The organism is Streptomyces sp. NPDC058985, from assembly GCF_042740985.1.
Taxonomy (GTDB): domain Bacteria; phylum Actinomycetota; class Actinomycetes; order Streptomycetales; family Streptomycetaceae; genus Streptomyces.
The window spans coordinates 20,389-44,551 of record NZ_JBHYJX010000019.1 but is presented as its reverse complement, the minus strand read 5'-3'; the positions used below and the strand labels follow the sequence as shown (position 1 = coordinate 44,551).

General features: G+C 73.0%; 25 protein-coding genes. 18 read left to right on the top strand and 7 right to left on the bottom strand.

What is annotated here, in order from left to right; all coding sequences use genetic code 11:
- Positions 1–10 precede the first annotated feature (10 nt).
- The 14 genes from ACFW01_RS18700 to hypE all read left to right on the top strand — a co-directional run bounded on the left by ACFW01_RS18700 (position 11) and on the right by hypE (position 13,295).
- Entirely contained in the window at positions 11–1,096 is a 1,086-nt protein-coding gene (locus ACFW01_RS18700) for a hydrogenase expression protein HypE (protein WP_384504692.1), read from the top strand.
- A gap of 54 nt (positions 1,097–1,150) precedes the next feature.
- Positions 1,151–2,932 (top strand): nickel-dependent hydrogenase large subunit, encoded by a 1,782-nt coding sequence (locus ACFW01_RS18695; RefSeq protein ID WP_122618984.1) that lies wholly within the window; start codon positions 1,151–1,153, stop codon positions 2,930–2,932.
- Positions 2,929–3,498 carry a hypothetical protein gene (locus ACFW01_RS18690; RefSeq protein WP_384504689.1) on the top strand — a complete coding sequence of 190 codons (570 nt, stop codon included), beginning with the start codon at positions 2,929–2,931 and terminating at the stop codon, positions 3,496–3,498. The genes ACFW01_RS18695 and ACFW01_RS18690 overlap by 4 nt, the downstream gene beginning before the upstream one ends.
- Positions 3,499–3,668: 170 nt before the next feature.
- Entirely contained in the window at positions 3,669–4,331 is a 663-nt protein-coding gene (locus ACFW01_RS18685; protein WP_384504824.1) for a DUF5947 family protein, read from the top strand.
- Positions 4,328–4,966 carry a DUF6084 family protein gene (locus tag ACFW01_RS18680; protein ID WP_234956803.1) on the top strand — a complete coding sequence of 213 codons (639 nt, stop codon included), beginning with the start codon at positions 4,328–4,330 and terminating at the stop codon, positions 4,964–4,966. The genes ACFW01_RS18685 and ACFW01_RS18680 overlap by 4 nt, the downstream gene beginning before the upstream one ends.
- The gene (locus tag ACFW01_RS18675; protein WP_234956804.1) at positions 4,963–6,432 is read left to right on the top strand and encodes a hypothetical protein; all 1,470 of its coding nucleotides are present in this window, start codon (positions 4,963–4,965) and stop codon (positions 6,430–6,432) included. Before ACFW01_RS18680 ends, ACFW01_RS18675 begins: the two co-directional genes overlap by 4 nt.
- Positions 6,429–6,944 (top strand): hydrogenase maturation protease, encoded by a 516-nt coding sequence (locus ACFW01_RS18670; RefSeq protein WP_234956805.1) that lies wholly within the window; start codon positions 6,429–6,431, stop codon positions 6,942–6,944. Before ACFW01_RS18675 ends, ACFW01_RS18670 begins: the two co-directional genes overlap by 4 nt.
- A gap of 45 nt (positions 6,945–6,989) precedes the next feature.
- A complete protein-coding gene (locus tag ACFW01_RS18665; RefSeq protein WP_373463032.1) occupies positions 6,990–7,106 on the top strand; it encodes a DUF6893 family small protein in 117 nt (38 codons plus the stop codon).
- Between the two features lie 88 nt (positions 7,107–7,194).
- Complete coding sequence (locus tag ACFW01_RS18660; protein WP_384504684.1) at positions 7,195–7,644, top strand: hydrogenase maturation nickel metallochaperone HypA; 450 nt, start codon at positions 7,195–7,197, stop codon at positions 7,642–7,644.
- Positions 7,645–7,646: 2 nt separating this feature from the next.
- Entirely contained in the window at positions 7,647–8,342 is a 696-nt protein-coding gene (gene hypB, locus ACFW01_RS18655) for a hydrogenase nickel incorporation protein HypB (RefSeq protein ID WP_384504681.1), read from the top strand.
- Positions 8,339–10,762, top strand: a complete 2,424-nt coding sequence (hypF, locus tag ACFW01_RS18650) for a carbamoyltransferase HypF (protein ID WP_384504678.1) — start codon at positions 8,339–8,341, stop codon at positions 10,760–10,762. Before hypB ends, hypF begins: the two co-directional genes overlap by 4 nt.
- Before the next feature lie 10 nt (positions 10,763–10,772).
- Positions 10,773–11,102, top strand: a complete 330-nt coding sequence (locus ACFW01_RS18645; protein ID WP_234956808.1) for a HypC/HybG/HupF family hydrogenase formation chaperone — start codon at positions 10,773–10,775, stop codon at positions 11,100–11,102.
- Positions 11,099–12,235 carry a hydrogenase formation protein HypD gene (gene hypD / locus ACFW01_RS18640; protein ID WP_384504674.1) on the top strand — a complete coding sequence of 379 codons (1,137 nt, stop codon included), beginning with the start codon at positions 11,099–11,101 and terminating at the stop codon, positions 12,233–12,235. Before ACFW01_RS18645 ends, hypD begins: the two co-directional genes overlap by 4 nt.
- On the top strand, positions 12,228–13,295 hold the full coding sequence (hypE, locus tag ACFW01_RS18635; protein ID WP_384504672.1) for a hydrogenase expression/formation protein HypE: 1,068 nt from the start codon (positions 12,228–12,230) through the stop codon (positions 13,293–13,295). The genes hypD and hypE overlap by 8 nt, the downstream gene beginning before the upstream one ends.
- Positions 13,296–13,330: 35 nt before the next feature.
- Here hypE and ACFW01_RS18630 read toward each other — a convergent pair whose 3' ends face one another.
- From ACFW01_RS18630 to ACFW01_RS18600, 7 genes are all read right to left on the bottom strand, one after another.
- Positions 13,331–13,561, bottom strand: a complete 231-nt coding sequence (locus ACFW01_RS18630) for a hypothetical protein (protein ID WP_122618995.1) — start codon at positions 13,559–13,561, stop codon at positions 13,331–13,333.
- Positions 13,545–13,772 carry a DUF6400 family protein gene (locus ACFW01_RS18625; RefSeq protein ID WP_125490636.1) on the bottom strand — a complete coding sequence of 76 codons (228 nt, stop codon included), beginning with the start codon at positions 13,770–13,772 and terminating at the stop codon, positions 13,545–13,547. The genes ACFW01_RS18630 and ACFW01_RS18625 overlap by 17 nt, the downstream gene beginning before the upstream one ends.
- A gap of 164 nt (positions 13,773–13,936) precedes the next feature.
- A complete protein-coding gene (gene fdhD, locus ACFW01_RS18620) occupies positions 13,937–14,785 on the bottom strand; it encodes a formate dehydrogenase accessory sulfurtransferase FdhD (RefSeq protein WP_384504667.1) in 849 nt (282 codons plus the stop codon).
- A gap of 17 nt (positions 14,786–14,802) precedes the next feature.
- A complete protein-coding gene (locus tag ACFW01_RS18615) occupies positions 14,803–15,663 on the bottom strand; it encodes a 2Fe-2S iron-sulfur cluster-binding protein (RefSeq protein WP_234956811.1) in 861 nt (286 codons plus the stop codon).
- Positions 15,660–17,612, bottom strand: coding sequence for an NAD(P)H-dependent oxidoreductase subunit E (locus ACFW01_RS18610; protein ID WP_384504663.1), 1,953 nt, complete (start codon positions 17,610–17,612; stop codon positions 15,660–15,662). Before ACFW01_RS18610 ends, ACFW01_RS18615 begins: the two co-directional genes overlap by 4 nt.
- On the bottom strand, positions 17,593–19,536 hold the full coding sequence (locus ACFW01_RS18605) for a molybdopterin oxidoreductase family protein (RefSeq protein WP_384504660.1): 1,944 nt from the start codon (positions 19,534–19,536) through the stop codon (positions 17,593–17,595). The genes ACFW01_RS18610 and ACFW01_RS18605 overlap by 20 nt, the downstream gene beginning before the upstream one ends.
- Complete coding sequence (locus ACFW01_RS18600) at positions 19,533–20,564, bottom strand: 2-dehydropantoate 2-reductase (protein WP_384504821.1); 1,032 nt, start codon at positions 20,562–20,564, stop codon at positions 19,533–19,535. Before ACFW01_RS18600 ends, ACFW01_RS18605 begins: the two co-directional genes overlap by 4 nt.
- A 107-nt stretch (positions 20,565–20,671) precedes the next feature.
- On the opposite strand from ACFW01_RS18600, the gene ACFW01_RS18595 reads away from it, so the two are divergent.
- The 4 genes from ACFW01_RS18595 to ACFW01_RS18580 all read left to right on the top strand — a co-directional run bounded on the left by ACFW01_RS18595 (position 20,672) and on the right by ACFW01_RS18580 (position 24,061).
- On the top strand, positions 20,672–22,012 hold the full coding sequence (locus ACFW01_RS18595; protein WP_234956815.1) for an OFA family MFS transporter: 1,341 nt from the start codon (positions 20,672–20,674) through the stop codon (positions 22,010–22,012).
- Positions 21,981–22,124 carry a hypothetical protein gene (locus ACFW01_RS18590; protein WP_163016127.1) on the top strand — a complete coding sequence of 48 codons (144 nt, stop codon included), beginning with the start codon at positions 21,981–21,983 and terminating at the stop codon, positions 22,122–22,124. The genes ACFW01_RS18595 and ACFW01_RS18590 overlap by 32 nt, the downstream gene beginning before the upstream one ends.
- Positions 22,125–22,299: 175 nt before the next feature.
- Positions 22,300–23,250: a beta-ketoacyl-ACP synthase III gene (locus ACFW01_RS18585; RefSeq protein WP_234956816.1), complete on the top strand. Its 951-nt coding sequence runs from the start codon at positions 22,300–22,302 to the stop codon at positions 23,248–23,250.
- A 133-nt stretch (positions 23,251–23,383) separates the two neighbouring features.
- Positions 23,384–24,061: a GntR family transcriptional regulator gene (locus ACFW01_RS18580; protein ID WP_234956817.1), complete on the top strand. Its 678-nt coding sequence runs from the start codon at positions 23,384–23,386 to the stop codon at positions 24,059–24,061.
- Positions 24,062–24,163: the final 102 nt, after the last annotated feature.

The window sequence follows — 24,163 nt, the reverse complement described above, 5'->3', positions numbered from 1 at the left end:
GGAGGCAGTGATGAACGCAGCACCCCCGGCCACGGGCGCGGAACCGGACTCCGCCGCGGTCGGCACGGACGAGAAACCGATCCACATCCTCTGGATCAACGCCGGCCTGAGCTGCGACGGCGACTCCGTCGCCCTGACCGCCGCCATGCAGCCCAGCATCGAGGAGATCGCCCTCGGGGCCCTGCCGGGCCTGCCGAAGATCGCCGTGCACTGGCCGCTCATCGACTTCGAGTGCGGACCGGTCGGCGGCTCGGACACGTTCATCGAGTGGTTCTTCAAGGGCGAGCGTGGCGAGATCGACCCCTTCGTCCTCGTGGTCGAGGGCTCCATCCCGAACGAGTCCATCAAGCAGGAGGGCTACTGGTGCGGCTTCGGCGACAACCCGGAGACCGGCCAGCCCATCACGACGTCCGAGTGGATCGACCGGCTCGCCCCGAAGGCGCTGGCCGTGGTCGCGATCGGCACCTGCGCCACGTACGGCGGCATCCACGCGATGGCCGGGAACCCGACCGGCGCGATGGGCGTGCCCGACTACCTGGGCTGGGACTGGACGTCGCAGGCCGGCATCCCGATCGTCTGCGTGCCCGGCTGCCCCATCCAGCCCGACAACTTCGCCGAGACCCTCACCTACCTGCTCTACCAGGCCGCGGGTTCGGCGCCGATGATCCCGCTGGACGACAAGCTCCGCCCGACCTGGCTGTTCGGGGCCACCGTCCACGAGGGCTGCGACCGGGCCGGCTACTACGAGCAGGGCCAGTTCGCCGAGTCCTACGACTCGCCCAAGTGCCTGGTGAAGCTGGGCTGCTGGGGCCCCGTCGTGAAGTGCAACGTGCCCAAGCGCGGCTGGATGAACGGCATCGGCGGCTGCCCCAACGTGGGCGGCATCTGCATCGCCTGCACCATGCCGGGCTTCCCCGACAAGTTCATGCCGTTCATGGACGAGCCGCCCGGCGGCAAGCTCTCCAGCACCGCGAGCGGCGCGTACGGCGCCGTGATCCGCAGGCTGCGGACCATCACGGCCCGGACGGTGGACAAGGAGCCCAAGTGGCGGCACACCGGCCGCGAGATCACCACCGGCTACCGGCCGCCGTGGTGAGACCCCGCACCCTCTCCCGCAGACCCCAAACCGACGAAGGGCAGCACAGACACCATGGCGACCTCGACGACGGCCGGTGACGGCACCGGTCTGGTGGAGATGGCGTGGGACCCGATCACCCGGATCGTGGGCAGCCTCGGCATCCACACGAAGATCGACTTCAAGCAGAAGCGGGTCGCCGAGTGCTACAGCACCTCGTCGGTCTTCCGCGGCTACAGCGTCTTCATGCGCGGCAAGGACCCGCGCGACGCGCACTTCATCACCAGCCGCATCTGCGGCATCTGCGGCGACAACCACGCCACCTGCTCGGTGTACGCGCAGAACATGGCGTACGGCGTGAAGCCGCCGCACCTCGGCGAGTGGATCATCAACCTCGGCGAGGCCGCGGAGTACATGTTCGACCACAACATCTTCCAGGAGAACCTGGTCGGGGTCGACTACTGCGAGAAGATGGTCCGCGAGACCAACCCCGGCGTCCTCGAACTCGCCGAACGCACCGAGGCCCCGCACGCCGCCGAGCACGGCTACCGCACCATCGCCGACATCATGCGCTCGCTCAACCCGCTGGAGGGCGAGTTCTACCGCGAGGCGCTCCAGGTCAGCCGGTACACCCGCGAGATGTTCTGCCTGATGGAGGGCCGCCACGTGCACCCCTCCACCCTCTACCCGGGCGGTGTCGGCACCATCGGCTCGGTCCAGCTCTTCACCGACTACATGTCCCGGCTCATGCGCTACGTGGAGTTCATGAAGCGGGTCGTGCCCCTCCACGACGACCTCTTCGACTTCTTCTACGAGGCCCTGCCCGGCTACGAGGAGGTCGGCCGCCGGCGCGTCCTGCTCGGCTGCTGGGGCGCCCTCAACGACCCCGAGTACTGCGACTTCACGTACGCCAACATGTCGGACTGGGGACGGCGCATGTTCGTCACCCCGGGTGTCGTCGTGGACGGCAAGCTCGTCACCAACGACCTCACCGACATCAACCTCGGCATCCGCATCCTGCTGGGCTCCTCGTACTACGAGGACTGGGAGGGCCAGGAGCAGTTCGTCACCCACGACCCGCTCGGCAACCCGGTCGACCCCCGCCACCCGTGGAACCAGCACACCATCCCGGCGCCGCAGAAGCGGAACTTCGACGACAAGTACAGCTGGGTGATGTCACCGCGCTGGTTCGACGGCAAGGACCACCTGGCACTGGACACCGGCGGCGGCCCCATCGCCCGCCTCTGGTCCACCGCGCTGTCGGGCCTCGTCGACATCGGCTACGTCAAGGCCACCGGCCACAGCGTCGTCATCAACCTGCCGCGCACGCTCACCAAGCCGGAGACCACCTTCGAGTGGAAGATCCCGAAGTGGAGCAACGCGCTGGAGCGCAACCGCGCCCGCACCTACTTCCAGGCCTACGCCGCGGCAGTCGCCCTGCACTGCGCGGAGATGGGCCTCGCCGAGGTCCGCGCCGGACGCACCCAGACCTGGGAGAAGTTCGAGGTGCCCGAGGAGTCCATCGGCGTCGGCTTCACCGAGGCGGTGCGCGGCGTGCTCTCGCACCACATGGTCATCCGGGACGGCAAGATCGCCAACTACCATCCGTACCCGCCGACCCCGTGGAACGCCTCCACCCGCGACACGTTCGGCACCCCCGGCCCGTACGAGGACGCCGTGCAGAACACGCCGATCTTCGAGGAGAACTCCCCGGAGAACTTCAAGGGCATCGACATCATGCGCGCCGTACGCAGCTTCGACCCCTGTCTGCCGTGCGGAGTCCACATGTACACCGGTGACGGCCGGACGGTGAAGTCGATGCACGTGCCCACCGGACTGAGCGGTCTGGCCGGATGAGCGGCGTACTCGACGCGGAGCGGGCCGGCCGGCGGGTCGAGGAGATCCTGGACCGGCTCGCCGCCTCCGGCGACCGCGCGGCGTGCGAGGCCGCCGACGAACTGGTGCGCGTCCTCATGGAGTTCTACGGCGCCGGGCTCGCCCGCACCGTGGAACTGCTCGGCCGCGAACCCGGCCGGCCGGCCGCCGGCGCCCTGGACGCCCTGCTCGCCGACGACCTGGTTGCGAGCCTGCTGGTCCTGCACGGGCTGCACCCGCACGACGCCGCCACCCGCATCGCCCGCGCCCTGGAGGGCCTCCCGCAATCCGTGGAGAACACCGGCTTCGACCCGGCCACCGGCGAACTGCGCCTGCGCCCGGTCGTGTCCGGCGGCTGCGGATGCGGCGGCTCCCGGGACGCCGTGGAGGAGTCGGCCCGCGACGCGCTCGCCTGCCTGGCCCCCGAGGTCACCAAGGTCGTCCTGGAGGACGACACGGCAGGGGAACCGGTCCTGCTCCAGATCGGCGCGGCCCCGCCGCGGGCGGCCGGGGACGGCCCCCACGCACCGGCCCGGACGCCGCGGTGACCGCCCGCACCCCGGCCGCGGACCGACACGGCACCGGCGCCCACCCCCCGGCCGACGGGGGCGGTGCCGCGGCCGCCGGACGGCCGGGGCCGCGCGCCCCGCACGCGGGGCGGACCTCCGCCGGCCACCACCCGGCAGCCCCGGCCGAGCGTGCGACGTCTCCCGCCACTCTGCCGGACCCGCCCGCACCCGGACCGGGAGCGCCGCACCCCGGGCCCCGCGGGCTGCGGCGGTTCACGGCGCCCCGCCCGCCCCGGGAGGAGCGGTGCGAGCTGTGCGCGGTGCCGTTGGCCGACACCCGGCACCGGCATCTGGTCGACACCGAGCAGCGGGCGCTGGCCTGTGCCTGCGACCCCTGCGCCCATTTGCTGGACCGCTCCGGCGGGACCACCGGCCGCTTCCGCACGGTCCCCGGACGCTACCTGAGCGACCCCGGGCACCAGGTCGACGAGCAGGCGTGGGAACGCCTGCGCATCCCCGTCTCCGTCGCCTTCTTCTTCCGCAACTCCGCGCTGGACCGGCTGGTCGCCCTCTACCCCAGTCCGGCCGGCGCGACCGAGAGCGAACTGGAGCCGGAGTCCTGGCAGCCGGTACTCGCCGCCACCTCCCTGGCCGGCCTCCTCGAACCCGACGTGGAGGCGCTGCTGCTGCGCAAGCAACAGGACCGCGTCGAGTGCTACCTCGTCCCGGTCGACATCTGCTACGAGCTGGTGGGCCGCATGCGGCTGCGGTGGCAGGGCTTCGACGGGGGCGCACAGGCGCGTGCCGAACTGGAGGCCTTCTTCACCCACGTCCGCGAGCGGGCCCGCGACCACCGAGGGGGCCGCGCGTGACCGCGTTCGACTTCTCCTGCACCGGGGTGCGCGCCGACCCGTACGCCGCGGGTCCCACGCTCGTCTTCCGGCTGCGTGTCACCGCGTCCCCCGGCACCCGCGTGCACGCGCTGGCGCTGCGCTGCCAGATCCGCATCGAGCCGGCCCGCCGCGGCTACGGCGACGGCGAGGCCCGTGCCCTGGGCGACCTCTTCGGCGAGCGGTCCCGCTGGGGCAGCAGCCTCAACCCCGTGCAGTTCGCCCAAGTGCCCGTGATGGTCCAGGGGTTCACCGGCGAGACCGAGACCGACCTGGTGGTGCCCTGCACCTACGACATGGACATCGCCTCCACCCGCTACTTCAACGCCCTGGAGGACGGCGAGGTGCCCCTGCTGATGCTCTTCTCCGGCACCGCCTTCACCGGGGCCCGCGGCTTCCACGTCGAACCCGTCCCGTGGGACAAGGAGGCCGCGTTCCGGATGCCGGTGAAGACCTGGCGGGAGATGGTCGAGCAGCACTTCCCCGGCTCCGGCTGGCTGCGCCTGCCCCGGGACGCCATGGACGCGCTGCTCGACTTCCGGTCGCGGCAGGCGCTGCCCTCCTGGGAGGCCACCGTCGGCCATCTGCTGCGGGCGGCGGGGGAGAGGACACCGTGACCACGACCACGTTCACCTCCGCGACCGAGACCCGGCTGGCCGTCGCGCGCCAGGTCGCCGACGCCGTGCTGTTCGAGGGGTACGTGCTCTACCCCTACCGCGCCTCGGCGGCCAAGAACCGGCTGCGCTGGCAGTTCGGCGTCCTCGTACCCCCGTCCTGGACCTCGGCTGCCGAGGAGCACGACTTCCAGCACACCGAGCTGCTGATGGAACCCCGCAAGGCAGCGAGCCTCGCCGTCGAGGTGCGGTTCCTGCACGCCGTGCGGCGCACCGTCCAGCGGGCCCTGCCGGACGGCGGCTTCGAGACCGTGGCCGAACTGCGCCTGGACGACCGGGTCCTGGTCCCCTGGGACGAGGGGCACGAGGAACAGGTCCGGCTCACCGTCGCCGTGGACGCCCTCGCGGGCACCGGAGTCGTCGTCCCCGTCACCCGGCCGGCCGCGGAGGACACCGAGCCGGTGACCGACGCCACCGGGCGCGTCGTGGGCCGACTGCTGCGCCGCCGCGAGGAGATCAGCGCCCGGCTGCGCCTGTCCGCGGACGACCTGGACGGCCCGTACACCACCCGGCGCCTCCGTGTGGTCCTGGAGAACACCAGCGACTGGACGCCGGACGGTGACACCACCCCCACCCGCGACACCGCCCTGGCCCGGTCCCTGGTCGCCGCCCACACGCTGCTGCGCCTGGACGCCGGACGGTTCCTGTCGCCGACGGACCCGCCGGAGTGGGCCAAGGGCGCCGTCGCCCAGTGCCGCAACCTGCACACCTGGCCCGTACTCGCGGGCGAACCCGGCTCCGCCGACCTGGTGCTGTCCTCACCGATCATCCTGGAGGACCACCCGGCCATCGCCCCCGAGAGCCCTGGTGCGCTGTACGACGCCACGGAGATCGACGAGATCCTCGCCCTGCGCACCGCGGCCCTCACCGACGAGGAGAAGCGCGAGGCCCGCGGCACCGACGACCGGGCCGCCGCGGTCGTCGACCTCGCCGACTCCCTGCCCGCCGAGGTGCTGGAACGGCTGCACGGAGCGGTCCGCGGCCTGCGTGAGATCACCACCCCCGGCGCACCCCGGCCGCCCGACGGCGTACCGGTGTTCGGCGGACCCCCGCCCGATCCCGGCTCCGCGGGGCCGGGCGGCGTACGGCCCGACACCCCGTGGTGGGACCCCGGCGCCGACGACTCCGTGGACCCGGCCACCGACCACGTCCTCGTCGACGGCCACCACGTGCGGGCCGGCAGCCGCGTCGTACTGCGGCCCCGGCTGCGGCACTCCGACGCCCAGGACCTGTTCCTCAGCGGGCGGCGCGCCCTGGTGGAGGCCGTCCTCCACGACGTCGACGGGGGCGTGCACATCGCGGTCACCGTCGAGGACGACCCCGGCGCCGACATCCGCCGGGAACAGGGCCGCTACCTCTACTTCCAGCCCGACGAGGTGGACGTCGCGGACACCGAGGAGGCCGTATGACCACCGGCACCGGACCCGCCCGCCCCCGCACTCTGGTCGCCGGGGTGGGCAACATCTTCCTCGGCGACGACGGCTTCGGCGTCGAGGCGGCCCGCGTCCTGGCCGGCCAGGACCTCCCCGACGGCGTCGAGGTCACCGACATCGGCATCCGCGGCGTCCACCTCGCCTACCGGCTCCTCGACGGGTACGACACGCTCATCCTGCTCGACGCGACCGCGCGGGGCGGCGAGCCGGGCACGCTGTACGTGATCGACGCCTCCGCCCCCGGCGCCCGCCGGGCACCCGACGCCCCCGCCCTGGACGGCCACCGGATGTCACCCGACGCCGTACTCGCCCTGCTGGACACCCTGTGCGCGGGCACCGGCGCGCGGCCGCCACGGCGGACCCTGGTCGTCGGCTGCGAACCGGGGACCGTCGAGGAGGGCATCGGCCTCAGCCCGCGGGTCGCCGCGGCCGTGCCGGAGGCGGTGCGGACGGCCGGCGAACTGATCCGCGACGCCGCGGTCGTCTGACGCGCCGCCGCACGAAGCCCACGAGAACCGAGAACGGAGAACCCCATGAACAAGCGTTTCGTCGGCGGTGCCGCCGCCTCTCTCACCGCGACCGCCCTGGCGGTGGCCGTCGCGAGCTTCTGGCCCGACGTCCGGCGGTACCTGCGCATCCGCAGGATGTGACGCCGCCCCACAGCACCACCACCGAACGGGCTACGCGTCCGTTCCGCCCCGGCGCGCCGGTCGGTCCGGCACCGGCGAGCCTCCTCTAATGAGCGGCGCAACCAATGAGCGGCGCCAGTCATCCCCCGCCCAGGACGGAGTGGCGATGCACGAGATGTCCGTCGCGATGTCCGTCGTGGACCAGGTCGAACAGGCCGCGCACGCCCGCGGCGCCCACGGGGTGCGACAGGTGGGCGTCGACATCGGCGAACTGGCCGGAGTGGTCCCCGACGCGCTCGGCTTCTGCTTCGAACTCGCCTGCGCCGGCACGGTCCTGGAGGGCTGCGAACTCCGCACCCGGACGGTCCCCGGACGGGCGGGCTGCACCCCCTGCGCACGGACCTGGGACACGGGGATGCCCCCGGACCTGGTGTGCGCCCACTGCCACGGGGCCGCCACCGAGCTGCTGTCCGGCCGCGAACTGACCATCACCGAGGTGGCCTGGGCGGACGGGACGCCCGTCACCACCACCCCCGCAACGCACCCCGAGGAGAACTGACGATGTGCCGCACAGTCGACCTCCGGCAGGCCGTGCTCGCCAAGAACACGATGGCGGCGGGCATCCTGCGCACCGAACTCACCGCCCGGGGCACGACGGTGATCAACCTCCTGTCCAGCCCGGGCAGCGGGAAGACGGCCCTGCTGGAGCGTGAGCTGCGGCTGGCCCGGGAGCGCGGCACCGCCGTCGCGGCCCTCACCGCGGACCTCGCCACCGAGAACGACGCCAACCGCCTGGCCCGGGCCGGCGTACCGGTCAAGCAGGTGCTCACCGACGGTCTGTGCCACCTGGAGGCGGACATGCTCGCCGGGCACCTGCACGACTGGCTGCCCGAGGACACCCGCCTGCTCTTCGTGGAGAACGTGGGCAACCTCGTCTGCCCCGCCTCCTACGACCTCGGCGAGTCCCTGCGGGTCGTCCTCGCCTCCGTCACCGAGGGCGAGGACAAGCCGCTCAAGTACCCCACCGCGTTCGGCCTCGCCCAGCTCGTGATCGTCACCAAGTCCGACCTGGCCGGACCGGCCGAGTTCGACGAGGCCGCCTTCCGCGCCCACGTGCAGCAGGTCAACCCGGGTGTCGACGTCGTACTCAGCTCCGTACGCACCGGCGAGGGCGCCGGCGTGCTCGTCGACCGGGCACTCGCCGCCGTGGGCGGAGACGCGGTCCACGCCCCGGTGATGGACCGGGCCCAGGTGTGAACACCACCCCCGGCACGGGTGCACCACCGAAGGGGGACCCGCCGGCCCGGCGGGCCCGTGTCGTCGTACGCGGCGTGGTGCAGGGGGTGGGCTTCCGCCCGTTCGTGTACGGGCTCGCCAAGGACCTGCGGCTCGCCGGGCACGTGACCAACACCGGTGACGGCGTCCTGGTGGAGGTCGAGGGCCCGACGGGGGACGTCGACCTCTTCTGCGCCCGGCTGGTACCCGGCGCACCGCCCCTCGCGGTGGTCGACTCGGTGGAGACGACCGAGGTCCCCGCCACCGAGGAACGCGGATTCAGCATCGTCCCCTCCGGCGCCGGCGGCCGGGTCCGCACCCTCGTGGCACCCGACACCGCGACCTGCCGCGACTGCCTGGCCGAACTCGCCGACCCCGCCGACCGGCGCCACCGCCACCCCTTCATCACCTGCACGAACTGCGGGCCGCGCTTCACCATCGTCACCGGCCTGCCCTACGACCGTGCGCAGACGACGATGGCGGGCTTCCCCCTGTGCGCCGACTGCGACCGCGAGTACCGGGACCCCGCCGACCGCCGCTTCCACGCGCAGCCCGTGGCCTGTCCCGCGTGCGGACCGCGGCTGCGGCTCGTCACGGCGGACGGCCGGGACGCCGTGACCCCGGACGGCTCGGCGTCCGGGGCCGACCCCGTCGCCGCGGCGCGTGCCATGCTCGCCGCGGGGGCCGTCCTCGCGGTGAAGGGCATCGGCGGCTACCACCTCGCCTGCGACGCCACCCGCCCGGAGGCGGTCGCCGGGCTGCGCCGCCGCAAGGCCCGGGGCGCCAAGCCGTTCGCGGTGATGGCCCGGGACGTCGCGGACATCGAACACCTCGTGCACCTCGGCCCGGTGGAACGGGAGTTGCTCACCGGCGCGGTCCGCCCGGTGGTCCTGATGCGGCGGCGCACGGACGCCGGTGCCGTGCCGGGCGCCCCGACGCCGGCCGACGGCGTCGCGCCGGGCAGCCCCGACCTCGGCGTCATGCTGCCGTACACGCCCGTGCACCATCTGCTGCTCGGCACGACCGGCGCGGACGGCCCGGCCGACGCGCCCCGGCTGCTGGTGATGACGAGCGGCAACCTCTCCGGAGAACCCATCGTCACCGACGACGACGAGGCCCTGGAGCGGCTGGCCGGGCTGGCCGACGCCTGGCTCACCCACGACCGGGCGATCCACGTGCCGTGCGACGACTCCGTCGTCCGCGTCTGCGACGGTGAGCCGCTGGTCCTGCGCCGCTCCCGCGGCTACGCCCCGCTGCCGGTGACGCTGCCCGTCCCGGTGGTCCCGGCGCTCGCCGTCGGCGGCGACCTCAAGAACGTCTTCTGCCTCGGCCAGGGCGACCGGGCCTGGCTCTCCGCCCACATCGGCGACATGGACGACCTGTCGACCCAGCGGGCGCTCGGGCGTGCGGCACGGCAGCTGGAGTCGGTCACCGGCGTCCGCCCGGAGGTGCTGGTCACCGACACGCATCCGGCGTACCGGTCGGCGTCCTGGGCGCGACGGCACGCCGGGGGCCGACCGGTGCTCCGGGTCCAGCACCACCACGCGCACATCGCCTCCGTCCTCGCCGAGCACGGTGTGCCCGAGGGGGAGCGGGTGATCGGCGTCGCCTTCGACGGCACCGGGCACGGGGACGACGGCTCCGTGTGGGGCGGCGAGTTCCTGCTCGCGGGGTACGACGGCTTCCGCCGCTTCGCGCACCTCGCCCCCGTGCCGCTGCCCGGCGGCGACGCGGCGGTACGACGTCCCTACCGCATGGCGCTGGCGCACCTGCACGCCGCGGGCCTCGCCGCCGGACCCGACCTGCCGTGCACCGCGGCCTGTCCGCCCGCCGAACTCACGCTGCTGCGACAGCAGTTGAAGACCGGGCTGAACTGCGTACCGACCTCCAGCATGGGCCGGCTCTTCGACGCGGTTTCGTCACTGGCCGGCGTCTGCCACCACGCCGGCTACGAGGCACAGGCCGCGATCGCGCTGGAGGCGGCGGCCGTACTTGCCGGGGACGGGGTCGGCGAGGATCCGCGCCACACCTTCCACCTGACGGCCGGCCGCGAGCGGGACGACGGCACCCCGCTGAGCGCCGGCCCCGCGCCCCTGCTGGCCGCCGTGGTGGAGGACGTACGACGGGGCACCCCCGCGGCCGTCGTCGCCGCCCGGTTCCACCACGCCGTCGCCCGCCTGGTGCGGACGGTGTGCGCGGCGGCCCGCGAGGAGACCGGCCTGCGGACGGTTGCCCTGACCGGCGGAGTGTTCGCCAACACGGTGCTCTCCTCCGCCTGCGCCCGCGGCCTGCGTGCCGACGGCTTCACCGTGCTGCGTCATCGGGCGATCCCGCCCAATGACGGCGGACTGGCCCTCGGCCAGCTCGTCGTGGCCGCCCGCGCCGCGGCTCTCAACCAGTGAGGAGACAGACATGTGCCTGGCGGTACCCGGCAGAGTGCTGGGCGTCGAGGACAGGGACGGCACCCGGATGGCCACCGTCGACTTCGGCGGCGTGGTCAAGGAGGTGTGCCTGGAGTACCTGCCCGACCTGAAGGTCGGCGAGTACACCATCGTCCATGTCGGCTTCGCCCTGCAACGGCTCGACGAGGAGTCGGCCCGCAGGACTCTGGAGCTGTTCGAGAACCTCGGGATGCTCCAGGAGGAGTTCGGCGACCCGTGGGAACAGGCCGAGCAGGCCGCGCGGGCCGGGCAGCCCGGCCCGGCGGACGGCGACGGCCTCGCAGAGGAGGCGCGGCGGTGAAGTACATCGACGAGTTCCAGGACCCGGAGCTGGCGGCCCGCCTCCTCGACGACATCAGGGCCACGGTGACCAGGCCGTGGGCGCTGATGGAGGTGTGCGGCGGCCAGACGCACACCATCATCCGGCACGGCATCGACCAACTCCTCCCCGAGGGCATCGAGTTGATCCATGGGCCGGGCTGCCCGGTGTGCGTGACCCCGCTGGAGGTCATCGACAAGGCCCTGGAGATCGCCTCCCGCCCCGGGGTGATCTTCTGCTCCTTCGGCGACATGCTCCGCGTGCCGGGCACCGGCCGTGACCTGTTCCAGGTCCGGAGCGCGGGCGGCGACGTCCGGGTCGTCTACTCCCCGCTCGACGCCCTGCGGATCGCCGAGGAGAACCCCGACCGCGAGGTCGTGTTCTTCGGCATCGGCTTCGAGACGACCGCCCCGCCCAACGCCATGACGGTCCATCAGGCACGCAGGCGCGGCATCCGCAACTTCAGCCTGCTCGTCTCCCACGTGCGCGTCCCGCCCGCGATCGAGGCGGTCATGCGGTCGCCCGACTGCCGGGTGCAGGGCTTCCTGGCCGCCGGACACGTGTGCAGCGTGATGGGCACCCAGGAGTACCCGGCGCTCGCCGAACGGTTCCAGGTGCCCATCGTGGTGACCGGGTTCGAACCGCTCGACATCCTGGAGGGCGTACGCCGCACGGTGCGTCAGCTGGAACGGGGCGAGCACACCGTCGAGAACGCCTACCCGCGCGCGGTGCGGCCCGAGGGCAACCCGGCCGCCCTGGCGATGCTGGACGACGTCTTCGAGGTCACCGACCGCGCCTGGCGAGGCATCGGGACCATCCCGGACAGCGGCTGGCGGCTCTCCGCCCGCTACCGGGACCACGACGCCGAACACCGCTTCCAGGTCGGCGACATCGCCACCCGCGAGCCCGCCGAGTGCCGCAGCGGAGAGGTCCTGCAGGGCCTGCTCAAACCCCACGAGTGCGAGGTCTTCGGCACCACCTGCACCCCGCGCACGCCACTCGGGGCCACCATGGTCTCCAGCGAGGGCGCCTGCGCGGCGTACTACCTGTACCGGCGGCTGGAACTGCCGGCCCGTCCGTCCGCCACGAGCCTGGAGGGCAGCGCCGTTGTCTGACACCACCGCAGCACCGGACATGCTCTCCTGGACCTGCCCGGCGCCCCTGCGGGACGGGCCGCGCGTGGTGATGGGCCACGGCGGGGGCGGCGCCCTGTCCGCCGAACTGATCGAGCAGGTCGTCGTCCCGGCGCTGGCCGGTCCCGCGCCGGTGCCGCTGACCGACTCGGCCGTGGTCGAACTGGGCGGGGCACGGCTCGCCTTCTCCACCGACACGTTCGTGGTCCGGCCGCTGTTCTTCCCCGGCGGCAGCATCGGCGACCTCGCCGTCAACGGCACGGTCAACGACCTCGCCATGAGCGGGGCCCGTGCCGCCTACCTCTCCTGCGGGCTGATCCTGGAGGAGGGCGTCCCGATCGACACGGTCGCCAGGGTGGCCGAGGCGCTCGGGGCCGCCGCCCGCGCGGCCGGGGTCCGGGTCGTCACGGGCGACACCAAGGTCGTGGAGGCCGGGCACGGCGACGGCGTCTACGTCAACACCTCCGGCATCGGCCTGGTCCCCGACGGCGTCGACCCGCACCCGCGGCGGGTCGTGCCGGGCGACGTCGTGCTGGTCAGCGGCGCCATCGGGGTGCACGGCGTGGCCATCCTGAGCGAGCGGGAGAACCTGCGGTTCGAGACGGACGTGGAGAGCGACTGCGCGGCGCTGGGCGGGCTGGTCGAGGCGATGCTGGCGGTCTGCCCGGGCCTGCACGCGCTGCGTGACCCGACCCGCGGCGGCCTGGCCGCCTCGCTCAACGAGATCGCCGCGGCCTCCGGGTGCGGGATCGCCGTCCAGGAGCGCGCGGTGCCGGTGCCGGCACCCGTCGCCGGGGCGTGCGCCATGCTGGGCCTCGACCCGATGTACGTGGCCAACGAGGGCAAGCTCGTCGCCTTCGTCCCGCGCGACCACGCCGACGCGGTCCTCGCCGCGATGCGGGCCCATCCGCTGGGCGCCGAGGCGGCGGTGGTCGGCGAGGTGGTCGCGGACCACCCCGGCATGGTCGTCGCCCGGACCGGGCTCGGCGGCACACGGGTGGTGGACATGCCGCTCGGGGAGCAACTGCCGCGGATCTGCTGACCGGTCCCGGCGGCGGGGCGGGCCGCGCCGCCGGGTCAGCCGGACCGGCCGCGCCGTCCGGGGCGGGTGTCCAGGGTCCAGGTGTGGGTGCAGCCCGGGCACTGGAGGTGGACGCGCGGTCCGTCGTTCGCTATGAGGTAGCGCCAGTGCGCCGGGCAGTTCCGCCGTGCGGCGCACGTCCCGCAGTCGCGGGCGTCGTCGCAGCCGGGGCAGGGGACCCAGGCGCGGCGGGCCCGGTCCGCCTGCGGATCAATGGGGAGACGCATCGCCCCGGTCCGCTTCCGGCAGCACACCGGCCGCCACGAGCATCGCGTACGTCCGCTCCTGCTCCGCGTCCAGCCCGGAGTAGAGCAGGGCGTGCGCCTCCTGCTCCGAACGCAGCGCGGCGACCGGGTCCCAGTCGGGACCGAGCGCCGCCACCACCTCGGCACGCCTGCGGGCCTCCTCCAGGGAGAGGTCGAGCACGAAGTCAGTCATGGAACGCGGCTTTCGCGGGGGAACGTACGGGTCCAGCCACTCCTACCAGAGCGTGAGGCCGTGGGGAAAGGCGATGTGACCGATGCCATTCACGGCGGGGCCCCGCGGCGCAGGGGGCGCTCCCCGCCGGCCGGGACCCCGCCGCCGTGCCGCGGGGAGCAGGGTCAGCCCTGGGCGGCCGCGGCCCGCAGGGCGACGCGGTCCTCGCCCGCGTACACGTTCATGGAGCTGCCGCGCAGGAACCCGACCAGCGTCAGCCCCGTCTCGGCGGCCAGGTCCACCGCGAGCGAGGACGGTGCCGACACCGCTGCCAGCACCGGGATGCCCGCCATCACGGCCTTCTGCGCCAGCTCGAAGGAGGCCCGGCCCGACACCAGCAAGACGGAGCGGGACAGCGGCAGGTCCCCGTTCTGCAGGGCGCGGCCGACCAGCTTGTCGACCGCGTTGTGCCGCCCCACGTCCTCCCGTACGTCGACCAGCTCCCCGTCCTCGGTGAACAGGGCCGCCGCGTGCAGCCCGCCGGTCCGGTCGAAGACCCGCTGGGACGCGCGCAGCCGGTCCGGCAGGTCCGCCAGCAGCTCCGGGGTGACCTGGACCGGGGGAGTGTCGGCGATGGGCCAGCGGGCTGTCGTGCGCACCGCGTCCAGGCTCGCCTTGCCGCACAGCCCGCAGGACGAGGTCGTGTAGACGTTCCGCTCCAGGGTGATGTCGGGAATGGCCACGCCGGGTGAGGTCCGCACGTCGACCACGTTGTACGTGTTCGAGCCGTCGGCCGTGGCGCCGGCGCAGTACACGATGTTCTGGAGATCGGCCCGCTCGGCGAGCACGCCCTCGCTGACCAGGAAGCCGGCCGCCAGCGCGAAGTCGTCGCCGGGGGTGCGCATCGTGATCGCCAGCGGTTTGCCGTTCAGCCGGATCTCCAGCGGTTCCTCGGCGACGAGGGTGTCCGGGCGGGTGGAGACCGCGCCGTCCCGCACGCGGATCACCTTGCGTCGTTCCGTCACTCGTCCCATGTCGTGCCCCTTGCCGGTCAGTCCCGGTTCTGTACGTGCTGGTAGCCGAAGCGGCCCTTGATGCAGAGGTTGCCGTGGGTCACCGGGTTGTCGTGCGGCGAGGTGACCTTCACGATCTCATTGTCCTGCACGTGGAGCGTGAGGTTGCAGCCCACACCGCAGTACGCGCACACCGTCGTCGTCGCCGTCTGCCGCTCCTCGTCCCACGTCCCGGCGGCCCGCATGTCGAACTCCGACTTGAAGGAGAGGGCGCCCGTGGGGCACACCTCGATGCAGTTGCCGCAGTAGACGCACGCCGAGTCGGTCAGCGGACCGTCGTGCTCCACCGCGATCCGGGCGTCGAAACCGCGGCCGGCGACGGAGATGGCGAAGCTGTTCTGCCACTGGTCCCCGCAGGCGTCCACGCACTTGTAGCAGAGGATGCACTTGCCGTAGTCCCGGACGTACAGGTCGTTGTCGACGCGCGGCTCCTCGTCGACGCGGGCGGCGTCGGGCCCGAAGCGGTCCGGCTTCGCCTCGTACTCCTTGATCCACCGGGCCACCGACGGGGTGGTGGAGAGGTCGACCGAGGACGCGAGCAGTTCGAGCACGACCTTGCGGCTGTGCCGGGCACGCTCGGTGTCCGTGCGCACCACCATGCCCTCCTCCGCGCGGCGCGAACAGGCGGGGGCGAGGGTCCGGCCGCCCTCGACCTCCACGACGCAGACCCGGCAGGCGTTCTTCGGGGTGAGCGTGTCACCCTGGCACAGGGTCGGGACGTCCTTCCCGGCGGCCCGGCAGGCGTCCAGGATCGTCGACCCCTCGGGGACCCGGGCCTCCTGCCCGTCGAGGGTGAACTCCACCAGCCGGCGCGGCACTCCGAGCGGTATCGCGGTCATTCGTACGCCCCCAGACGGTCGATGGCGGATTCCACGGCGTTCCACGCGGTCTGCCCCAGACCGCAGATCGACGAGTCCCGCATCGCCCGCCCGACCTCCCGCAGCAGTGCGACGTCCCCGGCCGCGGCGACGCCCGTGCGGTCCGCGATCCGGTGCAGCGCCTCCTCCTGGCGCACCGTCCCGACCCGGCACGGCACGCACTGCCCGCAGGACTCGTCGCGGAAGAACTCGGCGATGCGCAGCAGCAGCCGGGGGAGCGGGACGGTGTCGTCGAAGGCCATGACGACCCCGGAGCCGAGCGTCGTGCCGGCCTCGCGGGTGCCCTCGAAGGTGAGCGGGATGCCGAGTTCGTCGGGGCGGACGAACCCGCCGGCCGCCCCGCCCAGCAGCACCGCCCGCAGGTTGTCGCGGACACCGGCGAGGGCGAGCAGTTCGCCCAGGCTCGCGCCGAAGGGGAGTTCGTACACACCGGGCCTGCGCAGGCTGCCCGACACGCAGAACAGCTTCGGCCCGGTGGACGTCGGCGTGCCGATCGCCGCGTACGCCTGGGCGCCCATGGTCAGGATCGGCAGGACGTTGACCAGCGTCTCGACGTTGTTCTCCACCGTCGGCTTGCCGAACAGGCCCTTCTCCACGGGGAACGGGGGCTTGGAGCGCGGCTCGCCCCGGTAGCCCTCGATGGAGTTGAACAGGGCGGTCTCCTCACCGCAGATGTACGCGCCCGCGCCGCGCCGGATCTCGATGTCGAAGGCGTAGCCCTGGCCGAGGACGTCGTCGCCGAGCAGGCCGCGGGCGCGGGCCTGCGCGAGGGCGTGGGTGAGGCGGGCGAGGGCGCGCGGGTACTCGCCGCGGAGGTAGAGGAAGCCGCGGTGCGCGCCGGTCGCGTAGGCCGCGATCGTCATCGCCTCGACCAGGGCGTACGGGTCGCCCTCCATCAGGACGCGGTCCTTGAAGGTGCCCGGCTCGGATTCGTCGGCGTTGCAGACCAGGTAGTGCGGGTGGTCGGGCTGGGCGGCGGTCGCCTGCCACTTGCGTCCGGTGGGGAAGGCGGCGCCGCCGCGGCCGACCAGACCGGCGTCGGTGACCTCGCGGATGACGCCGGCGGGGCCGAGGGCGAAGGCGCGGCGCAGGGCGGTGTAGCCGCCGGCGGCGCGGTAGGCGTCCAGGGAGGTGGGGTCGGTGGTTCCTATGCGTTTGAGCAGGGTGAGGTCGTGTGAGCCGGCCTGGGGGACCGCGAGTGCGGGGGCGGGTTCGGGTGGGGCGTCCTCGGGGGCGGTGGCCGCTTTGATGGTCGCCTCCGGGGTCGCGGGGGCTGTGACGGCGGTGGCGTAGTGGGTTTCTCGCCCCCGCCGCCCCTTCCCGTTCCCGACCCCGGGGGCTGCCGCCCCCGGACCCCCGCTGTCGGCCTGGACGGCCTCGTCCTCGAACGCCGGACGGGCTGGATCGTCGCCGGACGGTGAATGTCCCGCGCGTATCACCAAGGCCGCGGGGGCTCGTTCACACAGGCCCAGGCAGGGGGAGCGTTCGACCTTGACGCCGCTCTCCGGGCCCAGGCGTGCCTCGACCGCCGCGCACAGCTCGCCCGCTCCCGCCGTCGTGCACGCCAGGTCGGTGCAGACGTGGAGGACGGTCGCGGGGCGGGGGCGGACCGAGAACATGGCGTAGAACGTGGCGACGCCGTACGCCTCGGCCGGCGGCACGGTCAGGCGGCGGCACAGGTAGTCCAGGGCGCCCTCGCTGATCCAGCCGATCCGGTCGTTGACGGCGTGCAGTCCGGGCAGCAGCAGGTCGCGGCGGTCCCGGGCCTCGCGTCCGCCGCGGGCCCACCTGAGATCGGCGTCGGAACGGTCGTCGGCGCCCTCCCAGGACGACTCGGGCGGGCCGAGCAGGGCGTCGACGGCCGCGCGTTCCTCGTCCGTCGGCTTGCCGTCACCGAAGCGCAGGTCCACCGGTGCTCACCTTCTCGATCCGGATCGCCGAGGCCTTGAACTCCGCCGTCCCGGCGATGGGGCAGTTGGCCTCGATGGTCAGCTGGTTGGTGTCCACCTCGTCGGGAAAGTGGAAGCTCATGAAGGCCAGCCCGGGGCGCAGTGCCGTGTCGACCCAGACGGGCGCGAGCAGCGAGCCGCGCCGCGAGGTCACCCGCACCTCCTCGCCGACCGCCACCCCGTAGCGCTCGGCGTCCTCGGGGCACAGCTCGACCGACTCGCCACGGCGCAGCGGGGAGGCGTAACCGCCGGTCTGCACGCCGGTGTTGTAGGAGTCGAGGCGCCGTCCGGTGGTGAGCCGGATCGGGTACTCCTCGTCGGTGAGGTCCACGGGAGGGTCGTGCGCCACGATCCCGAAGGGCGCGGGCAGACCGCGCAGGGCCGGGTCCGGCTCCCACAGCCTGCCGTGCAGATAGGTCGGTTCCAGTGCCTCGGTGCTCGGGCACGGCCACTGGATGCCCTGGTGCTCCTCCAGGCGGGCGTACGTCATCCCGTGGTGGTCCGGGGACAGGGAGCGCAGTTCGTTCCAGACCGCCTCGGCGTCGGCGTACTTCCAGTCGTGGCCGAGGCGGGCCGCGAGGTCGCAGAGGATGTCGATGTCCTCCCGGGCCGTGCCGGGCGGGGTCACCGCCTTGCGGACGCGCTGCACCCGGCGCTCGCTGTTCGTGGTGGTGCCGTCGGTCTCCGCCCAGCCGGCCGTCGCCGGCAGGACCACGTCGGCCAGTTCGGCGGTCTTCGTCAGGAAGATGTCCTGGACGACGAGGAAGTCCAGCGCCCGCAGCCGGCGGATCGCCTGTTCGCTGTCCGCCTCCGACTGGGCCGGGTTCTCGCCGATGCAGTAGACGGCCCGCAGCGAGCCCTCGTCCATCGCCTCGAACATCTCGGTGAGGGTGAGGCCGTGGTGCGGCTGGATGACCGTGTCCCAGGCCGACTCGAACTTCAGCCGGACCTCCGGGTCCAGCACGTCCTGGAAGCCGGGCAGCCGGTTGGGGATGGCGCCCATGTCCCCGCCGCCCTGCACGTTGTTCTGGCCGCGCAGCGGCTGGAGGCCCGAGCCGTAGCGGCCGACGTGGCCGGTGAGCAGGGCCAGGTTGATCAGCGCGCGGACGTTGTCGGTGCCGTTGTGGTGCTCGGTGATGCCGAGGGTCCAGCACAGCTGGGCGCGCTCGGCGCGGGCGTAGGCGTGCGCCAGGTCGCGGATGGCCGCCGCCGGTACGCCCGTCACCTTCTCGGCGAGGGAGAGCGTCCACGGCTCGACCAGCGCGCGGTACTCGGCGTAGCCGGTGGTGGCCCGTTCGATGAACGCCTCGTTGGCCAGCCCGGCGTGGATGATCTCGCGGCCGACCGCGTGCGCCAGTGGGATGTCCGTGCCCACGTTGGGCCCGAGCCAGCTCTCCGCCCACTCGGCGGTGGAGGTCCGGCGCGGGTCGACGGCGTACATGCGGGCGCCGGCCCGGATGCCCTTGAGCACGTGCTGGAAGAAGATCGGGTGCGCGAAACGGGCGTTGGAGCCCCACATCACGATCAGGTCGGTGTGCTCGACCTCCTCGTAGGACGAGGTGCCGCCGCCCGAGCCGAAGGCGGCCGACAGGCCCGCGACGCTGGGCGCGTGGCAGGTGCGGTTGCAGGAGTCGACGTTGTGGGTGCCCATCACCACCCGGGCGAACTTCTGCGCCACGTAGTTCATCTCGTTGGTGGCCCGCGCGCAGGAGAACATCCCGAAGGCGCCGCGCGCCGCCGCCAGGCCCCGCGCGGTGCGGTCCAGCGCCTCGTCCCAGGTGGCGGGTCGGAAGGGCGCGTCGCGCGCGTCACGGACGAGGGGGTGGGTGAGGCGGGTGTAGGTCTTCGGGTTCCGGTTCCGGCGGTTTCGTTGGCGTTGGCTCATGCGGCGCTCCTCAGCGCGAGCAGGTCCGACAGGGCGTGCACGGTGCGCAGGGTCGGCACCGGGACCCCGGTGATCTCCGCCAGCTCGACGACGGCCGCGAGCAGCACGTCGAGTTCGAGCGGCTTGCCGCGCTCCAGGTCCTGGAGCGTGGAGGTGCGGTGGTCGCCGACCCGCTCGGCGCCCGCGAGGCGGCGCTCGACGGAGACGCCGACCTCGCAGCCCAGCGCGGCGGCCACCGACAGCGTCTCGGTCATCATGGTCTCGATGACCTGCCGGGTGCCGCCGTGCAGGCACATCTGCCGCATGGTGGCGCGGGCCAGCGCGCTGATCGGGTTGAAGGAGATGTTGCCCAGCAGCTTCAGCCAGATGTCGCCGCGCAGGTCGGGCTCGACCGGGCACTTCAGGCCGCCCGCGCGCATCGCCTCGCTGAACGCCAGACACCGTGCCGAGACCTCGCGGCCGGGCTCGCCCACGGAGAACCGGGTGCCTTCCACGTGCCGGACGACACCGGGCTGTTCGAGTTCGGTGGCCGCGTAGACCACGCAGCCCACGGCCCGTTCGGGGGCGAGTACCGCGCTGACCGCGCCGGCCGGGTCCACGCTCTCCAGCCGGCGCCCGTCGTAGGGGCCGCCGTGGCGGTGGAAGTACCACCAGGGGATGCCGTTCTGGGCGGCCACGACCGCCGTGGTGTCGTGCAGCAGCGGCTCGATCAGCGGCCCGCACGCCGCGTACGAGTTGGCCTTCAGTCCCAGGAACACGTAGTCGGCCGGGCCGACTTCACCCGGGTCGTCGGTGGCGCGGGGGTGCGCGGTGAAGTCGCCGCGCGGGCTGCGGACCCGTACTCCGTACTGCCTCATGGCCGCCAGATGCGGTCCACGGGCGATGAGATGCACGTCGGCGCCCGCACGGTGGAGCGCGGCACCGACGTAGGCGCCGATCGCCCCGGCGCCGAGGACTGCGACTTTCATGACGGGAAGCTCCGTTCGGTCGAGGGATACCGCGGAACTGACAACAGATGTCGACGAAATATTGTCTACAGTATGGAAGTTGAGCCAGCAAGGCTTTGTGCAGCACTAGTGGTTGTCCGCTCAACAGTCTTCTCAAGCGCTTTCCCAGTCCTTACGGTTGGGGACCCATGAGTCCCCCCGTCGCACCCCCGGGCTGGAGCCGCTGGCTCGTTCCCCCGGCAGCTCTCTCGATCCACCTCTCCATCGGTCAGGCCTATGCCTGGTCCGTGTTCAAACCGCCCCTGGAATCCGCGCTCGGCCTCAGCGGCACCCAGAGCGCGCTCCCCTTCCAGCTCGGCATCGTCATGCTCGGCCTGTCGGCCGCGTTCGGCGGCACGCTCGTGGAGCGGCACGGCCCGCGCTGGGCGATGACCGTCGCCCTGGTCTGCTTCTCCTCCGGTTTCCTGCTCTCCGCGCTCGGCGCGGCCGTGGAGCAGTACTGGCTGGTCGTCTTCGGCTACGGCTTCGTCGGCGGCATCGGCCTCGGCATCGGCTACATCTCGCCCGTCTCGACCCTGATCAAGTGGTTCCCGGACCGGCCGGGGATGGCCACCGGCATCGCCATCATGGGCTTCGGCGGCGGCGCCCTCATCGCCTCGCCCTGGTCGGCGCAGATGCTGGAGTCCTTCGGCACCGACAACTCGGGGATCGCCCTCGCCTTCCTCGTGCACGGACTGGCGTACGCCGTCTTCATGCTGCTCGGCGTGGTGCTGGTGCGGGTGCCCCGTCCCAAGGAGCGGGCGGACGGCACCCCGGTCGCCCTGGAGGGCGTGCAGGTCTCGGCCCGTGCCGCCCTGCGCACCCCGCAGTTCTGGCTGCTGTGGGTCGTGCTCTGCATGAACGTCACGGCGGGCATCGGCATCCTGGAGAAGGCCGCGCCGATGATCACGGACTTCTTCGCCGACACCTCCACACCCGTGTCGGTGACCGCGGCCGCGGGCTTCGTCGCCCTGCTCTCGGCGGCCAACATGGCGGGCCGGATCGGCTGGTCCTCGACCTCCGACCTGATCGGGCGCAAGAACATCTACCGCGTCTACCTCGGCGTCGGCGCGGTGATGTACGCGCTGATCGCCCTGTTCGGCGACGCCTCCAAGCCGCTGTTCGTCCTGTGCGCCCTCGTCGTGCTGTCCTTCTACGGCGGCGGCTTCGCGACCATCCCCGCCTATCTGAAGGACCTCTTCGGCACCTACCAGGTCGGAGCCATCCACGGCCGGCTGCTCACCGCCTGGTCCACGGCCGGTGTGCTCGGCCCGCTGATCGTCAACTGGATCGCCGACCGGCAGGAGGAGGCGGGCCGCCACGGCTCGGAGCTGTACGGCACCTCCTTCGTCATCATGATCGGGCTGCTGGTGGTCGGCTTCGTCGCCAACGAGCTGGTCCGCCCGGTCCACGCCCGCCACCACCTGCCCGCCACCGAGGCACCGAAGGAGGCCGCCGATGTCCCCCGAGAGCAGCCAGAGTCCGCCTGACGTGCCCGACCGGCGGCCGCTGATCGCCTTCACCTGGCTCTGGGTGGGCGCACCGCTCGCCTACGGGCTGTACGAACTCGTCCGCAAGGCGACCCAGCTCTTCACCGGGTAGCCGAAGGCCGAGGACGGACGGGGGGAGGACGGGAACGGGTGTCCCGCCGGCGGCGGGATGCTGACCGAAGCCGACAAGCCGGGCGCCCGTTTCCTGTCGTATCACCTGCCGTCGTACCCGTCGGTCACTGATCACACTGGTGGATCCCGTACCCGAGGCAGCGAGGACTCCACCCATGCACCAAGGCTCCCGGATCACCGCCGTCGGCCACTACCAGCCCGCCCGGGTCCTGACCAACGAGGACCTGGCGGGCATGGTCGACACCAGCGACGAGTGGATCAGGAGCCGGGTGGGCATCCGCACCCGCCGGATCGCCGGGCCGGACGAGCCGGTCGACGAGCTGGCCGGCCACGCCGCCGCCAAGGCGCTCGCCTCGGCCGGTCTGGCCCCCGCCGACGTGGACATGGTCGTGGTCGCCACCTCCACCGCGATCGACCGCTCCCCGAACACCGCCGCCCGCGTCGCGGCCCGCCTCGGCATGCCGGGCCCCGCCGCGCTGGACCTCAACGTCGTGTGCGCGGGCTTCACGCACGCCCTGGCCACCGCCGACCACGCGGTCCGCGCCGGTTCGTCGAGCCGGGCGCTGGTCATCGGCGCGGACAAGATGTCCGAGGTGACCGACTGGACCGACCGCACCACCTGCGTGCTGGTCGGCGACGGGGCGGGGGCCGCGGTCGTGGAGGCCTGCGCGCCGGGCGAGGAGCCCGGGATCGGCCCCGTGCTGTGGGGCTCGGTGCCCGAGATGGGCAACGCGGTCCGCATCGAGGGCACGCCCCCGCGGTTCGCTCAGGAGGGCCAGAGCGTCTACCGCTGGGCGACCACGCGGCTGCCCGCCATCGCCCGCCAGGCCTGCGAGCGCTCCGGCCTCGCACCCGCCGACCTCGCGGCGATCGTCCTGCACCAGGCCAACCTGCGCATCATCGAACCCCTCGCCGCGAAGATCGGCGCTCCACGCGCCGTGGTCGCCCGGGACGTCGTCGAGTCCGGCAACACCTCCGCGGCGAGCATCCCCCTCGCCCTCTCCAAGCTGGTCGAGCGCGGCGAGATCACCACCGGCGACCCGGTCCTGCTCTTCGGCTTCGGCGGCAACCTCTCCTACGCCGGCCAGGTCGTCCGCTGCCCCTGAACACCCCCGCCCGCCCCGTGATGTGACGTGGCCTACACCCCGGCTCCCCGCCCGCTGCGCGCCGTAGACTGTAGACGAAAGACAATCGATACTTCCCCGTACGGGGTGGTGTGCCGGCTTTCGAGGGGGACCGATGTTGTCCGCAGGACTGCCGCAGGGCGCGGTGCCCAGGCTCGAACGCCCCGGTCCGCTGCGCGACCGGGTCTACGAGGCGCTGCTCGAACTCATCACCACCCGGGCCCTCCAGCCGGGCCAGCACCTCGTCGAGAGCGAACTCGCCGGCCACCTCGGGGTGTCGCGGCAGCCCGTGCGGGAGGCCCTGCAGCGGCTCAACACCGAGGGCTGGGTCGATCTGCGCCCGGCGCAGGGCGCGTTCGTGCACGAGCCCACCGAGGAGGAGGCGGACCAGCTCCTGACGGTGCGCACCCTCCTGGAGGCCGAGGCGGCACGGCTCGCCGCGGCCAACGCCGGGCGGGCGGGCGTGACCGCGCTGGAGGAGCTGTGCGACGAGGGGGAGCGGGCCGTCGCCGCCGACGACGTGGACGCCGCGGTCGTCCTCAACGCCCGCTTCCACGCGAAGATCATGGACCTGGCGAGCAACGCCGTCCTCGGTGAACTGGCCGCGCAGGTCGACCGCCGGGTCCGCTGGTACTACACGCCGATCGCCCGCCAGCGCGGCCGGCAGTCCTGGGTCGAGCACCGCGGGCTGATCGCCGCCATCGCCAATCGGGACGAGCAGACCGCGACCCGGCTGATGCGCGAGCACACCGAACACACCCGGCGTTCGTACCACGCGCGCGGAGAATCCTGAGGTCGGAGCCTGTACGGAAGCCGCCCTGCGGACCGGCCGGGCGGCTGCGTCGTGCCCGCGTACGGCCGACGCCACCCCCGTCTTTGTCCACTCAGTGGAGAA

What these genes read in the sequence shown, in the direction of transcription:
- ACFW01_RS18700 (WP_384504692.1), top strand. Translation starts at nt 11, where the DNA reads ATGAACGCAGCACCCCCGGCCACGGGCGCGGAACCGGACTCCGCCGCG.
- ACFW01_RS18695 (WP_122618984.1), top strand. Translation starts at nt 1,151, where the DNA reads ATGGCGACCTCGACGACGGCCGGTGACGGCACCGGTCTGGTGGAGATG.
- ACFW01_RS18690 (WP_384504689.1), top strand. Translation starts at nt 2,929, where the DNA reads ATGAGCGGCGTACTCGACGCGGAGCGGGCCGGCCGGCGGGTCGAGGAG.
- ACFW01_RS18670 (WP_234956805.1), top strand. Translation starts at nt 6,429, where the DNA reads ATGACCACCGGCACCGGACCCGCCCGCCCCCGCACTCTGGTCGCCGGG.
- ACFW01_RS18665 (WP_373463032.1), top strand. Translation starts at nt 6,990, where the DNA reads ATGAACAAGCGTTTCGTCGGCGGTGCCGCCGCCTCTCTCACCGCGACC.
- ACFW01_RS18660 (WP_384504684.1), top strand. Translation starts at nt 7,195, where the DNA reads ATGAGCGGCGCAACCAATGAGCGGCGCCAGTCATCCCCCGCCCAGGAC.
- hypB (WP_384504681.1), top strand. Translation starts at nt 7,647, where the DNA reads ATGTGCCGCACAGTCGACCTCCGGCAGGCCGTGCTCGCCAAGAACACG.
- ACFW01_RS18645 (WP_234956808.1), top strand. Translation starts at nt 10,773, where the DNA reads ATGTGCCTGGCGGTACCCGGCAGAGTGCTGGGCGTCGAGGACAGGGAC.
- ACFW01_RS18630 (WP_122618995.1), bottom strand. Translation starts at nt 13,561, where the DNA reads ATGCGTCTCCCCATTGATCCGCAGGCGGACCGGGCCCGCCGCGCCTGG.
- ACFW01_RS18625 (WP_125490636.1), bottom strand. Translation starts at nt 13,772, where the DNA reads ATGACTGACTTCGTGCTCGACCTCTCCCTGGAGGAGGCCCGCAGGCGT.
- fdhD (WP_384504667.1), bottom strand. Translation starts at nt 14,785, where the DNA reads ATGGGACGAGTGACGGAACGACGCAAGGTGATCCGCGTGCGGGACGGC.
- ACFW01_RS18615 (WP_234956811.1), bottom strand. Translation starts at nt 15,663, where the DNA reads ATGACCGCGATACCGCTCGGAGTGCCGCGCCGGCTGGTGGAGTTCACC.
- ACFW01_RS18605 (WP_384504660.1), bottom strand. Translation starts at nt 19,536, where the DNA reads ATGAGCCAACGCCAACGAAACCGCCGGAACCGGAACCCGAAGACCTAC.
- ACFW01_RS18595 (WP_234956815.1), top strand. Translation starts at nt 20,672, where the DNA reads ATGAGTCCCCCCGTCGCACCCCCGGGCTGGAGCCGCTGGCTCGTTCCC.
- ACFW01_RS18590 (WP_163016127.1), top strand. Translation starts at nt 21,981, where the DNA reads ATGTCCCCCGAGAGCAGCCAGAGTCCGCCTGACGTGCCCGACCGGCGG.
- ACFW01_RS18585 (WP_234956816.1), top strand. Translation starts at nt 22,300, where the DNA reads ATGCACCAAGGCTCCCGGATCACCGCCGTCGGCCACTACCAGCCCGCC.
- ACFW01_RS18580 (WP_234956817.1), top strand. Translation starts at nt 23,384, where the DNA reads ATGTTGTCCGCAGGACTGCCGCAGGGCGCGGTGCCCAGGCTCGAACGC.